Genomic DNA, 13506 nt, shown 5'->3' on the forward strand with positions numbered 1-13506 from the left:
GTCGTCCTAAAAGATGAAGCTGTAGAAGGCCGTGAAAAAGGCGCAGAAGCTGAGAAGAAAAAGCTTCCAATCGCTATCGTCTGACGCGGGAACCGGACTCTCCTGCACTGTCAGCACATGGCGCGGCAAGGCTTGGCGGAAAGGATGACGCGAGGATTCGTTGGTGAGGATCAGCGGACGTGTTCGCATAGCGGCAAGTTAACGTCTGATTCACCAATTCGGCTATCCTCAATCGTGGTTAACCGGTGACTGTCCCACGACAGGACGCTCTTGACCGTATCAATCCTATAATACAGCATATCGGAGCCGATGAGAGACCCCCTGCCCGCGCCTCAGCCAGATCAGCCTGCACGCGAGTTCGGCGCAGGCCCACCCAGCGCATTCGCACCGCCTACGCCCTGGCGTCGGCGACTTCAGATCGTCGGCTGGATCGTTGCGGGATTGCTGGCCCTGCTGATGCTGGTGATCGCATGGTTGGCAGTCACAGCGCCGATGTCGAGATCGTTAAAGCCGATCGCCCCCCCAAGCGTCAGCCTCATGTCCGCCGACGGTTATCTGATCGCTCGCCGTGGCGCGATCATCGATCGCCCAGTATCTATGACGGACCTTCCCAAGCATGTGCCACAGGCCTTCATGGCGATCGAGGATCGGCGCTTCTACAGCCATTGGGGCGTTGATCCTCGCGGCATCATGCGGGCGGCGTGGCATAATCTATGGTCCGATGGGTCATCGCAGGGCGGGAGTACGATTACGCAACAACTCGCCAAGGGCGTGTTCCTGTCAAGCGACAGAACGTTCGGCCGCAAGGCTCGGGAAGCCCTGATAGCATTCTGGCTTGAGGCATGGCTGACCAAGGACCAGATTTTCGAACGCTATCTGTCCAATGTCTATTTCGGCGACAATGTTTATGGCCTTCGCGCAGCTTCGCTTCATTATTTCAACCGTCAGCCCGAGCGGCTGACCATTCCCCAGGCTGCGATGCTCGCCGGGTTGCTGAAGGCGCCATCCCGCCTGGCACCCACGACGAACCTCAAGGGCGCAAGAACGCGCGCCGCCCTCGTGACCCAGGCGATGGTGGATGCTGGGTATATCAGCAAGGCTGAACGCAACGCCCTACGTCCTGCCCGTCTGGACGTACGTGAGACGCCCAATTCGACTACGGGCACCTACTTCGCTGACTGGGTGCTGCCAGAGGCGCGTGATCGCGCAGGTGCTGTTTATGGCGCGCAGACCATTCCCACGACGCTGGATTGGCGAATTCAGAGGCTTGCCGAGACAGCAATCCGCAGAGCGCCGCTGGGAAAGGCGGAAGCAGCGCTTGTGGCGATGAAGCCTGACGGCAGCGTCGTAGCGATGATTGGCGGCAAAAATTATCGCACGAGCAGTTTCAACAGGGCTGTGCAGGCAAAGCGGCAGCCAGGATCGACCTTCAAACTGTTCGTCTATCTCGCGGCCTTCCGCGCTGGAATGACGCCGGAGGATTTTGTTGAGGACACGCCGATTACCAGCGGCACCTATCGTCCATCCAATCACGGCGGCAAATATCGAGGACGCATCACCTTGCGTCAGGCTTTCGCAGCGTCGAGCAATGTCGCCGCCGTAAGGCTGACGCAAAAGGTCGGAGTGGACGCCGTCATCAAGGTCGCTCGTGATCTCGGCGTAACTGCGCCACTGACCGAGGATCTCAGCCTCGCGCTCGGCACATCGGAAATCCCGCTCATCGAACTTGCACAGGCTTACGCAACCGTGGCGGCGGGCGCCTATCCTGTCATCGCCCACGGTCTGCCGCCAGAGGAGCAGGGATGGTTCGAGCGGCTGATGAGCCGACAGCGGCACTTCAGCCAGGATGAGTTGGAGATGATCCGCGACCTGCTGTCCTCGGCTGCAAACCGCGGCACTGGCAGCGCTGCGGCGCTGCGCACAAGCACCTTCGGCAAGACCGGAACGACGCAGGACAGCCGGGACGCCATCTTCGTGGGCTATGCGGGTGGGCTGGTGACGGCTGTATGGGTCGGCAATGATGATAATACACCCCTTCCTGGGGGTAGCGCAGGAGGGGGCGTGCCTGCGCGAATTTGGCGCAACTTCATGTCGGGAGCGATCAACGAGCCTGTCGAAACGCCGCCCGAGCAGCAGGATAGCGACTTGGTCAACGCAATCGCGAATGTGACGATAGAGACAGGCGTCGGCAATATGAGCGTTGGGGTCGATGAAGATGGCATGTCAGTCAACATCGGCCCCAATCAGTTGCGCCTGCCCATCGGCCAGCCTGATGCGCAGCCGGTCCCCCCGCCCCCGGCGGCACCCCCGCCTCGCACCGCACCCACTCAGCCAGTGGATGAAGGCGTGGAACCTTGAGATGATTGACGGCTGAAGCAGGCGGGCGGCATGCCTCTCCGCAACAGGGGGCGATTCGAGGATAGAGATGGCATTTACCGCGAAGATATTGCTGTTGGGGTCAGGCGAGCTTGGTCGTGAGTTCGTCATCTCCGCCAAGCGGCTCGGCTGTGAGGTCATCGCTTGCGACAGCTACGCCGGTGCACCCGCCATGCAGGTTGCGGACGGTTTTGAAGTCTTCTCCATGCTCGACGAGAGCTTGCTGCGCGATGCGATAGAGCGGCACCAACCGGACTATATCGTGCCGGAAATCGAAGCCATCCGTACCGAGGTGCTGGCGGAAGTCGAAGCGCAGGGTTTGACGGTCGTTCCATCCGCCCGTGCCACCATCATGACGATGAACCGCGATCGCATCAGGGAGGTGGCAGCGGTGGAGCTAGGCCTCCGCACATCCCGCTATCGCTATGCGGAAAGTTTGGAAGAGGTGCGCCAGGGCGCTGAGCACACCGGTTTTCCATGCGTGATCAAACCGGTCATGTCATCTTCAGGAAAAGGACAGAGCACGGTCCATTCTGCAGATGAGCTGAAACAGGCTTGGGATTATGCCGTGGCCAACATGCGCGGCGACCGCAGCCGGGTGATTGTCGAGCAGTTTATCGATTTCGATTATGAGATCACGCTGCTGACCGTTCGAAGCCGCGACGGGGTCAGCTTCTGTCCGCCGATCGGGCATAGGCAAGAGCGCGGGGATTATCAGGAAAGCTGGCAACCTGCGCCAATGCATCCGGCTGCTTTGGCCAAGGCGGAGGATATGGCCCGCGCCGTCGTCGATAATCTAGGCGGCTATGGGATATTTGGCGTCGAGTTCTTTGTGAAGGGAGAGGATGTCATCTTCTCCGAACTGTCCCCCCGGCCTCACGATACCGGGATGGTGACGCTGATTTCACAGAATCTGAGTGAGTTCGATCTGCATGCCAGAGCGATCCTGGGCTTGCCCGTACCCCAGGTGGGGTTGAACGGTGCATCTGCTTCAGCCGTGCTGCTGGCTGACCGCGCATCGGAACATTTCGCAATTGAAGGTGCCGCCGATGCACTGGACGCATCGGGCGGAGAAGTGGATCTCCGCATCTTTGCCAAACCATCAACCCGCCCGTACCGGCGGATGGGCGTGGCGTTGGCGCTGGCTGATAATACGGACAGCGCGCGCAAATTGGCTGCGAGCGCAGCAGCCAAGCTCAAGATCATCTACAAATAATATGTGCAGCCTTCCTCAAGCGCTTCGGCTGTCCTAAAGCGAGAGCATGAGCGCCCTCTACAACAAGGATATATTGCGCCTTGCCGCCAGCATTCCGCATCATCAGCGCCTCGCGCAGCCGCAAGCCACTGTGGAAAGAAGGTCTCCAACTTGCGGATCGCGCGTGATTGCGGATGTTCGGATGGAGGGGGGAAGTCTTGCCGAACTAGGGCTGGACGTCAAAGCCTGCGCGCTAGGGCAGGCTTCGGCCGCGCTGATGGCTGCTCAGGCAGTCGGCATGACCGTCTCTGAACTCGAGAAAGCTCGCGACAGATTGGCGGCTTATCTTGCGGGCGAAGGCGATGACCTGGAATTCTGGCCGGGGCTCGCCATACTGGCTCCTGCGCGCGCATATCCTGCCCGCCACGCTTCCATCCGCCTGAGTTTCGAGGCCGTTGCCGAAGCTGCCCGCATGGCGGCCGCCTGATGCCAAATTCGCCAGCAGCAGCGGCGCATGCGCCTCTTTCCGCAACGGATGTCCTGTTGTCCGAAGGCGTCATTCTGCTGGGTGCCGCCGTGCTCTTCGTCATGCTCTTCCGCCGCTTCGGCCTGGGCGCCGTACTTGGTTATCTTGTCGCGGGTGCGCTAGTCGGACCGCAGGGTCTCGGCCTTGTAGGTGGCGCGGAATCGAAGCTTGCGATCGCCGAGATCGGCATCGTCCTGCTGCTTTTCCTTGTAGGCCTTGAACTTCACCCGGCGCGGCTATGGCGGTTGAAGCGCGACATCTTCGCTCTTGGCCTTGCGCAGGTCGTGATCTGCGGCTTGGCCCTGACCGCGCTTATCTATTATTTGACTGGTTTCACATGGGGCGCCGCCATCGCCCTTGGCCTTCCGCTTGCCCTTTCCTCGACAGCACAGGTTCTGCCCAGTCTTAAAAGCAGCGGCCGCATAAATTCACCTTTTGGCGAAAAAGTCTTTTCGATCCTGCTGTTCCAGGATCTTTCCATTGTTCCACTCATCACCATCGTGGCAGCCTTATCGCGCAATCCGGTGGATGCTGGGGGCCCTCCGGGAATCCAGCTGGCCGGCTACACGGTAGCCGCGATCGCAGGGCTCGTATTGGCTGGCCGGTTCATCCTGCGTCCACTGCTGCAACTGGTTGGAAGGCTGGGCGAGCGCGAGTTGTTCGTAGCGGTCGGCCTCTTCACCGTGCTCGCGGCAGCTGCGATCATGCATGCGCTTCACCTGTCCACTGCCCTCGGGGCTTTCGTCGCAGGTGTGATGCTTGCCGACTCTCCCTATCGGCATGAGATAGAGGCGGATGTAGAGCCATTCCGGTCGATCCTTCTCGGATTGTTCTTCCTCGCTGTCGGCATGGTGCTTGACCTGCAAGCGGTTGCAGCAAATCCCCTGTTCGTCATCGGCATGGCTGCAATGCTAGTCATCACCAAGGCGTTGCTGATAACCGGCCTCGCCAGGCTATTCGGCATGGAGTGGGCTCAAGCCATCGGGGCTGGATTGTTACTCAGCCAAGGCGGCGAATTTGGTTTCGTCCTGTTCGCCCAGGCGCAAAACGCCTTGCTGATCGCTCCGCAGGGCGCGAGCCTGTTCAGCGCAATCGTGACCTTCTCCATGGCCACAACTCCCTTCCTTATGCTCTTCGCCCGGAGACTGGAATTCGCGCAGCCGAAAGGTCAGCGGAACCCGGAAGGCCCTGATGAGGCGACACGCGGAACCGCGATCATCGTCGGCTATGGGCGTTTCGGGCAAACCGTCGCCCAAATGCTGATGGGACACGGGTTCGAAGTTGTACTGATCGACAAAAAGCCCGCTCAAATAGAGGTGTCGAGCCGTTTCGACATGAAAGTCTATTATGGCGACGGCACGCGGATCGATCTGTTACGCCGATCGGGCGCTGATGAAGCGCGCCTGATCGCCTTCTGTCATGACGACCCCTCTTTCGACAGCCGCGTCCTTGAACCGATAGCCGAAACCTTTCCTCAGGCTGCATTGCTTGTCCGGGCCTTTGACCGGCGGCAGTTGCTGGCCCTGAAGGACATGGACATAACTGGCGTCGTCCGTGAAGTTTTCGAGTCCGCGATTTGCATGGGGGTTCAGGCAATGGAAGCGCTCGGCGTGCCCCAGGCGGAAATCGAAGAAGTCGAGCGCAAATATCGCGAAAATGACGATCAGCGCCTCACCGTCCAGGGCGAACAAGGAACGCTCCTCGCCGCCAAGGAACTCATGTTCAGACCTGGCAGAAGGATGCGCTTGCTGACCCGCGGGGAAGAAGAGGAAAGAGCATGATCGCGCTACTTGCCTCGTTGTCGGCAGCCCTCGCCATTGCGGCGGGCGCTTTTGGAGCGCACGGCGCATCCAACCACGAAGCAGCGGAATGGTTACGGACAGGCGGCTTCTATCAGCTTATCCATGCCGTGGCCGCACTGACGCTGGCGAAGAGTGGACAAGGCCCGGCACTGCTGCTCCTCATCGGAGCGGCGATCTTCGCGTTCACCCTCTATATCATGGCGGCTGGCGGCCCGCGCTGGCTAGGTGCGGTGACGCCGATCGGCGGTTCATTGATGATAGCCGGTTGGTTGTGGGCAGCTTGGACCTATTGGCGCGGGTGACAGCCCACCCTTGCCCCGAACCTCACCCACGCATAGATTAACATATATGGCCGAACACCATCATCATCACGAACCGACCGGCGCGAATTTGGCAGACGCAGCCCGCAACGCTTTGGAGGCTCAGAATGAGCAGTGGACGCCAATGCGCGCTGCCATCTTCGATGCCCTCGCGGCTGAAGAAAAACCGACGTCCGCCTATGACATTGCTGACAATGTCTCCAAATTGCGGGGCAAGCGGGTTGCGCCAAACAGCGTCTATCGCATCCTTGACCTGTTCGTCGCGAACAATATCGCGATGCGCGTTGAGAGTGCGAACGCCTATATCGCCAACGCTCATCCTGGTTGCCATCACGACTGCATCTTCCTTGTTTGCCGCAACTGCAAGGAAGCGACCCACATCGATGATGACGCAGTGACAGGCGATGTTCGCGCCGTTGCAGAACATCAGGGATTCCGGGCCGAACGGCCGGTAATCGAAATATTGGGAACGTGCGCCAAGTGCGTGGCGTGACGCGGCCGTTGCGCTTTGATCAGGAACGGCCTAGCGCGCTTGGGAGTCTATGTCTTTCATGAATGATCGCCCCTCCACTCCGCTGCTCGACCAGGTGATCTGGCCGCAAGATCTTCGCGCCCTCAAGCCTGAGCAGCTTCCTCAGCTGGCTGACGAATTGCGGCGGGAGGTGATTTCCGCCGTCGGCGTGACCGGGGGCCATTTGGGGTCCGGACTGGGGGTGGTCGAGCTTACTACCGCCATCCATTATGTTTTCGACACGCCCAATGACAAGTTGGTTTGGGACGTCGGCCACCAATGCTATCCTCATAAGATACTGACCGGGCGACGCGATCGCATCCGTACGCTGCGCCAGAGTGGAGGCTTGTCGGGCTTCACGAAGCGGGCCGAAAGCGAATATGATCCCTTTGGCGCGGCGCATAGCTCGACCTCCATCAGCGCGGCTCTCGGCTTTGCAGTTGCGAGCAAGCTTGCAGGTAAACCGGGCAAGGGCATCGCCGTCATTGGCGACGGAGCGATGTCGGCTGGCATGGCTTATGAAGCGATGAACAACGCGCGGGAGGCGGGAAACAGGCTGATCGTCATCCTGAACGACAACGACATGTCGATCGCTCCGCCGGTAGGCGGTCTCTCCGCCTATTTGGCGCGCCTGGTATCAAGCCGTGAATTCCTCGGATTACGGGACCTTGCCAAGCGTCTGGCCCGCAAACTGCCTCGTCCGCTGCACAACGCCGCCCGCAAGACTGACGAATTTGCTCGCGGCATGGCCATGGGCGGCACATTGTTCGAAGAATTGGGCTTCTATTATGTCGGTCCGATCGACGGGCATAATCTTGAACAGCTCATTCCTGTACTGGAGAATGTCCGGGACGCGGCAGAGGGGCCTTGCCTGGTCCATGTCGTGACGCAGAAGGGCAAGGGTTACGCTCCGGCGGAAGCGGCAGCAGACAAATATCACGGCGTTCAGAAATTTGATGTGATCACGGGGACCCAAGCAAAAGCGCCTCCGGGACCGCCGAGCTACACAGCCGTGTTCGCCGACGCCCTCATCGCCGAAGCGCAACGTGACAGCAGCATCTGCGCGATCACCGCCGCGATGCCCTCGGGCACTGGCCTTGATAAATTCGCGCAAGCCTTCCCGGAGCGCTCCTTTGACGTAGGCATCGCCGAACAGCATGCTGTGACCTTCGCCGCAGGCCTTGCGGCACAGGGCATGCGGCCCTTCTGCGCCATCTATTCCACCTTCCTGCAGCGCGCCTATGATCAGGTGGTGCATGACGTCGCGATCCAAAACCTGCCGGTACGCTTTGCCATCGATCGGGCGGGACTGGTAGGCGCGGACGGATCGACGCATGCGGGCAGCTTTGACGTGACCTATCTAGCCACCCTGCCCAATATGGTGGTCATGGCTGCGGCTGACGAGGCGGAACTGGTGCATATGGTGCACACCTGCGCGGTTCATGACAGCGGGCCGATCGCCGTCAGATATCCACGCGGCAACGGCACCGGTGTCTTGTTGCCAGCGGCGCCCGAAAAGCTCGAGATCGGCAAGGGTCGGATCGTAAAGGACGGACGGCAGGTTGCGATCCTCTCACTCGGGACCCGGCTTGAGGAAGCGCTGCGCGCTGCCGAGGCATTGGAAGCCCGGGGTTTGTCCACCACCGTTGCTGACTTGCGCTTTGCCAAGCCGCTCGACGAAGCGATGATCCGCCGCCTTTTGACCACGCATGAAGTAGCAGTAACGATCGAGGAAGGCGCGATTGGCGGTCTGGGCGCGCATGTGTTGACACTGGCAAGTGACCTCGGACTGATCGACAATGGCTTGAAGCTACGGACGATGCGCCTGCCCGACATCTTCCAGGATCAGGACAAGCCGGAGCAGCAATATGCCGATGCAAAGCTGGATGCAGCTGCGATCATCGATACGGTATTGACTGCGTTACGGCATAACAGCGCTGGTGTAGCAACAGAGGCACGCGCTTAATCAGCAACCATATGGTTGCATAAAAGCAGAATGGGGCGCATATGAGCAACCAGGAGGTTGCTCATATGACTGACTCAATCACGAAGACCGTCGAAATTGCTGCACCTGTCGAGCGGGTGTGGGATGCGTTGATCGACCATGAAAAGTTCGGCGCGTGGTTTCGCGTCGCTCTGGATCAGCCTTTTGCGGTGGGTGGGGCATCGACCGGTCATATGACCTATCCTGGCTATGAAGATTATCGTTGGGAAACGCGGGTAATTGCGATCGAGCCAATGCGGCGCTTTTCTTTTGAGTGGCCGGCGACTGGCGGTGACAAGCAGCTAATGGAAAACGGCACGCGGGTAGCGGAATGGACGTTGGTCGAGTTTTTGCTTGAGCCTGCGGGCCAAGGCACCTTGCTGACAGTCATCGAAAGCGGATTTGACAAGGTGCCTGAACCGCGTCGGAGCAACGTCATGCGATCCAATGACGGGGGTTGGACGGAACAGGTTCAGAATATTCGCCGCTATGTTGAACATTGAGGAATCCCCCGCGCGGGTGTTCGCCGCATTAGGCGATGCCACGCGATTGGGACTGATCAAGCGCCTGTCAAATGGTACGGAGCAGTCTATCGCGCAACTGGGCGAGGATTTGCCCATCAGCCGCCAAGCCGTGGCGAAGCATTTAGAGGTTCTGCAGGGCGTGGGCCTGGTCAGGAGAACGCGGCGAGGTCGCGAGGTCTTATTTGTCCTGGAGCCAGAGACCGTCGCGCAAGCGCGTCATTGGCTCACGCAAGTCTCCGCTCAGTGGGATGACGCGTTGGGCAGGCTCAAGATGTTTGTCGAGAGCCAGCCCTAAACCCATGGTTTTTACTGCTGGGGGATCGCGGCGCGGGCGTCTTGCCCATCGCCCTCCGGCGCGGCGATGATTTCGCGGGTCGCGGCGCCCTTGTCGACGACTTCCGTCGCCGGATCACCCACGGATGACCGAATACCGGCCGCCGCATTGGCGCGCCCGGCTTCGGTCAAGGCCGCGCTTTCCGCCGCGCTGCGCTGGGCGGGGCCACCGAACATGGTTTCCATCGCGGCACGACTGGAATCGACCGAAGCGGCTGCCGGGGTGCCCGGTGCAGGAGGAACGAGCGCATAGTCAGGCGGGATCACCAGCGGCGCCTGACGGGAGACGGCGAATTCGTCAGGACGCTCCCGATTGAACAGGCCGCCGCCACCGCCACAAGCGGACAGCATGGAAATGAGGCCAGCGGCGAGGATCAGTTTACGCATCAGTTCAGTGACTCCGTCTTTGCGCCCTTCTCGCGCAGCAGCAACGCCCGCGCAAGCAGGATCAGCACGCCGATCGTTATGGCGGCGTCGGCCAGGTTGAATATCAGGAAGGGCCGCCATTCCCCAAAATGCAGATCGGCATAGTCGATGACATAGCCGAGCCGAACACGGTCGACGATGTTTCCGATCGCACCGCCAAGCACCAGCCCAAGCGCCGCAACATCCTGCCGTGCTTTTTCCCGCCACATCCAGACACCGACAAAAGTAGCGATCAATATGGTCATGCCGACAAGCAGCCAACGCATCATGTCCGTACTGGCATGAAGAAAGCCCATGGAAACGCCACGATTTTCCAGCCAGCGAAGACGGAAGATCGGCAACAGGTCGATGCCCTCATCCATCCGACTTTTGAGCGCGAGCGGATAGGTGACGGTATATTTGATGAGCTGGTCGAGTGCCAGCGTCACGATCGCGACCGTGAGACCGAGCGGGCGATGATTGACAGCTGCCATCAGCGGCGCACCACATGCGTTTTGCGGGATGAGGGTGACACGAGCATAGTCCTGAAGAGCGCCATCATTATTCCGGTTCGTTGCTACCAAGCGAGAGGCCGTCGGCTATAGCCGAAGCCTGAGCTGGTAGGACAGCAAGTTTTTACTCAGCGATCACTTCGTCGCAACGATCGCAAAGGGTGCCGTCTTCCTCGACTTCCGGCAGGAGGCGCCAGCAACGGCCACATTTATGCCATTCGCTCGGCTTGACGATGATGCCGTCTCCTACCCCCGTTTCGATGCGGGCGACGATGGCGATTTCGGCGAAGTTCACACCGTCGCTGGGAACCGTCATGCCCATGGTTACATCAGCTTCCAAGCTGGAGCGGATGACCTTTTCGCGGCGGAGCGGTTCGATGGCTTCGTTGACCTGATCGCGCTGGCTGCGGATTTCGGTCCATTTATCATCCAAGCGCTGGTTTAGCCATGCAGCCTCAACCTCGGGCCATTCGAGGAAATGGACGCTTTCTGCGTGGTTTGCATAGCGGCTTTGCCACACTTCTTCAGCCGTGAAGGGGATGATCGGGGCGGCGTAGCGAACCAGCGCGTGGAAGAGCGTGTCGAGCACCGTGCGGTAGGCGCGGCGCTTGGGATCGCTCTTCGCATCACAGTAGAGGCAGTCCTTGCGAATGTCGAAGAAGAAGGCCGACAGGTCGCTGTTGGCGAAGTCGAACAGCGCGCGGGTATAGCGGCTGAACTCCAACCAGTTTTCGCTGCCCGCTGCCTTCTCGACGACCGCCTTGAGTTCGGCATCCAGCTTAGCCAGCAGATGGAGCATGTATCGCTCCAGCTCCGGCATTTCCGCGACCGCAAGGCGCTCTTCTTCGGAGAAATCGGAAAGAGCGCCGAGTAAATATCGGAAGGTATTACGGAGTTTCCGATAGGCATCGGAAGAGCCAGCCAGCACTTCCTTGCCGATACGGACATCGTCAAAATAGTCGGTGCTGGCAACCCAGACGCGGAGGATGTCTGAGCCGGACTCGGCAATGACCTTCAGCGGATCGACGACGTTGCCGAGGCTCTTGGACATTTTCCGTCCCTGCCCGTCGAGTGCGAAGCCGTGGGTCAGAACGGCATCATAGGGCGCGCGACCGCGGGTGCCGCTGCTTTCCAGGAGCGAGGATTGGAACCAGCCACGATGCTGGTCGGACCCTTCAAGATAGAGATCTGCGCGAACGCCCTCGCCATAACGGCCTTCGACCACAAAGCTGTGGGTCGAGCCACTATCGAACCAGACATCGAGGATATCGTTGACCACCTCATAGTCGTTGAGGTCGTAATCGGGGCCGAGCAGCGCCTGATGGTCCGCGCCGAACCAGGCATCGGCTCCGCCAGCTTTGAAGGCTTCGACGATACGTTGATTTACGGCCTTATCAATCAGATATTCGCCAGTCTTGCGATGGACGTAGAGGGCGATGGGGACGCCCCACGCGCGCTGACGGCTGATCACCCAGTCGGGGCGCCCCTCCACCATCGAGCGGATGCGATTGATCGAGCGCTCGGGCACCCACCGGGTTTTCTCGATCGCATCGAGGGCCGTACCGCGCAGAGTTGCACCGTTGCCCTGGCGCGCAAGGATCGCCTCTTCCTCGGCGCAGCGGGGCATGATGCCGTCGTTGATCGCCCGGTCCATAGGGATGAACCATTGCGGGGTGCAGCGGAAGATGATCTTCGCCTTGGAGCGCCAGCTGTGCGGATAGCTGTGCTTGAAGTCGTCGGATGCGGCGAGCAGACCGCCTGCTTCGCGCAGATCGGTGCAGATCTGGCCGTCCTTGCTGACGAACTTGGGATTGATGACGGAGCCCTGACCACCGAGCCAAGCCCAATCCTCCCGATATTTGCCGTCATTCTCGACGGCGAAGACCGGGTTGATCCCGTTCGCCTTGCAGAGCGCGAAGTCGTCCTCGCCATGGTCGGGCGCCATGTGGACGAGACCGGTGCCCGCGTCGGTGGTGACGAAATCGCCTGCGAGGAAGGGGCGCGGCTTGGCGAAGAAGGCGCCGAGGGCGTGCATCGGGTGGCGGGCGACGGCTCCGGCGAGGGCTGAGCCCAGCCCCGTCCAGTGTTCAAAATGACTAGTAAATCCAAGCCGGGCTTTCACAGACTCGACCAAGGCTTTTGCGATCAGAAGCTTTTTATTCTGAACGGCGCCGACGTTCTCGAACGAGGCTTCTGACAGGGCAAGGTCATAGCTCGGAGTAAGCAGCACATACTCAATCTCCGGCCCATAAGCCAAAGCCTGATTGACCGGAATCGTCCACGGGGTCGTCGTCCAGATCACCGCATGCGCGCCCACCAGTTCGGGCGCGTTCGGCGCTTCGACAATCTCGAACGCCACGTCGATTTGCGTCGAGACGATGTCCTCATATTCGACCTCCGCCTCGGCCAGCGCGGTCTTTTCGACGGGCGACCACATGACCGGCTTGGCGCCGCGGTAGAGCTGGCCGCTTTCGGCGAATTTCAGCAGTTCAGACACGATGGTAGCTTCAGCGTCGAACTTCATGGTGAGATAGGGATCATCCCAATCGCCCATAACCCCAAGCCGCTTGAACTGCTCCTTCTGCACACCGACCCATTTGTCCGCATAGGCGCGGCACTGGGCGCGGAATTCCTGTGCCGGAACCTCGTCCTTGTTCTGCTTCTTCTTGCGATATTCCTCTTCGATCTTCCATTCGATTGGAAGGCCGTGGCAGTCCCAACCGGGAACGTAGGGCGCATCCTTGCCGAGAAGCGACTGGCTGCGGACGATGATGTCCTTTAGCACCTTGTTCATCGCATGGCCCATATGGATGTCGCCATTGGCGTAGGGCGGGCCGTCGTGGAGGATGAAGCGTTCGCGGCCCTTCCGCCGCTCGCGCAGCTTGCCGTATAGGTCCATTTCCTCCCAGCGAGCGAGGATTGCCGGTTCCTTCTGCGCCAGACCGGCCTTCATGGGAAAGTCGGTTACGGGGAGGAAAACGGTGCTTTTATAGTCGGGCTGGTCGGTCATCTGATCTG

General features: G+C 60.1%; 13 protein-coding genes. 9 read left to right on the forward strand and 4 right to left on the reverse strand.

Features of this window, described 5'->3' with window-relative positions; all coding sequences use genetic code 11:
• Positions 1-6: 6 nt before the first annotated feature.
• Positions 7-189, reverse strand: coding sequence for a hypothetical protein (locus ACYU8T_RS06455; RefSeq protein ID WP_461158877.1), 183 nt, complete (start codon positions 187-189; stop codon positions 7-9).
• Between the two features lie 108 nt (positions 190-297).
• Between ACYU8T_RS06455 and ACYU8T_RS06460 the strand changes: the two genes are divergently transcribed.
• From ACYU8T_RS06460 to ACYU8T_RS06500, 9 genes are all read left to right on the forward strand, one after another.
• A complete protein-coding gene (locus tag ACYU8T_RS06460) occupies positions 298-2358 on the forward strand; it encodes a transglycosylase domain-containing protein (protein WP_461159767.1) in 2061 nt (686 codons plus the stop codon).
• A 67-nt stretch (positions 2359-2425) separates the two neighbouring features.
• Positions 2426-3592, forward strand: a complete 1167-nt coding sequence (gene purT, locus ACYU8T_RS06465) for a formate-dependent phosphoribosylglycinamide formyltransferase (protein ID WP_461158878.1) — start codon at positions 2426-2428, stop codon at positions 3590-3592.
• Positions 3593-3638: 46 nt separating this feature from the next.
• A complete protein-coding gene (locus ACYU8T_RS06470; protein WP_201513604.1) occupies positions 3639-4058 on the forward strand; it encodes an iron-sulfur cluster assembly scaffold protein in 420 nt (139 codons plus the stop codon).
• Positions 4058-5878, forward strand: coding sequence for a cation:proton antiporter domain-containing protein (locus ACYU8T_RS06475; protein ID WP_201513603.1), 1821 nt, complete (start codon positions 4058-4060; stop codon positions 5876-5878). Before ACYU8T_RS06470 ends, ACYU8T_RS06475 begins: the two co-directional genes overlap by 1 nt.
• A complete protein-coding gene (locus tag ACYU8T_RS06480; RefSeq protein ID WP_247231422.1) occupies positions 5875-6201 on the forward strand; it encodes a DUF423 domain-containing protein in 327 nt (108 codons plus the stop codon). The genes ACYU8T_RS06475 and ACYU8T_RS06480 overlap by 4 nt, the downstream gene beginning before the upstream one ends.
• A gap of 46 nt (positions 6202-6247) precedes the next feature.
• Positions 6248-6712 (forward strand): Fur family transcriptional regulator, encoded by a 465-nt coding sequence (locus ACYU8T_RS06485; protein ID WP_201513601.1) that lies wholly within the window; start codon positions 6248-6250, stop codon positions 6710-6712.
• Positions 6713-6761: 49 nt separating this feature from the next.
• Positions 6762-8696 carry a 1-deoxy-D-xylulose-5-phosphate synthase gene (gene dxs, locus ACYU8T_RS06490; protein WP_461158879.1) on the forward strand — a complete coding sequence of 645 codons (1935 nt, stop codon included), beginning with the start codon at positions 6762-6764 and terminating at the stop codon, positions 8694-8696.
• A 65-nt stretch (positions 8697-8761) separates the two neighbouring features.
• Positions 8762-9217, forward strand: a complete 456-nt coding sequence (locus tag ACYU8T_RS06495; protein ID WP_461158880.1) for an SRPBCC family protein — start codon at positions 8762-8764, stop codon at positions 9215-9217.
• Positions 9204-9533 carry an ArsR/SmtB family transcription factor gene (locus ACYU8T_RS06500; protein ID WP_461158881.1) on the forward strand — a complete coding sequence of 110 codons (330 nt, stop codon included), beginning with the start codon at positions 9204-9206 and terminating at the stop codon, positions 9531-9533. Before ACYU8T_RS06495 ends, ACYU8T_RS06500 begins: the two co-directional genes overlap by 14 nt.
• A gap of 11 nt (positions 9534-9544) precedes the next feature.
• Here ACYU8T_RS06500 and ACYU8T_RS06505 read toward each other — a convergent pair whose 3' ends face one another.
• The 3 genes from ACYU8T_RS06505 to ileS form a co-directional block, all read right to left on the reverse strand.
• Entirely contained in the window at positions 9545-9958 is a 414-nt protein-coding gene (locus ACYU8T_RS06505) for a DUF3035 domain-containing protein (protein ID WP_201513597.1), read from the reverse strand.
• A complete protein-coding gene (gene lspA / locus ACYU8T_RS06510) occupies positions 9958-10470 on the reverse strand; it encodes a signal peptidase II (protein ID WP_461158882.1) in 513 nt (170 codons plus the stop codon). Before lspA ends, ACYU8T_RS06505 begins: the two co-directional genes overlap by 1 nt.
• Positions 10471-10612: 142 nt before the next feature.
• The gene (ileS, locus tag ACYU8T_RS06515; protein ID WP_461158883.1) at positions 10613-13498 is read right to left on the reverse strand and encodes an isoleucine--tRNA ligase; all 2886 of its coding nucleotides are present in this window, start codon (positions 13496-13498) and stop codon (positions 10613-10615) included.
• Between the last annotated feature and the right edge of the window lie 8 nt (positions 13499-13506).

The sequence above is a fragment of the Sphingobium sp. TomMM35A genome (assembly GCF_054771735.1).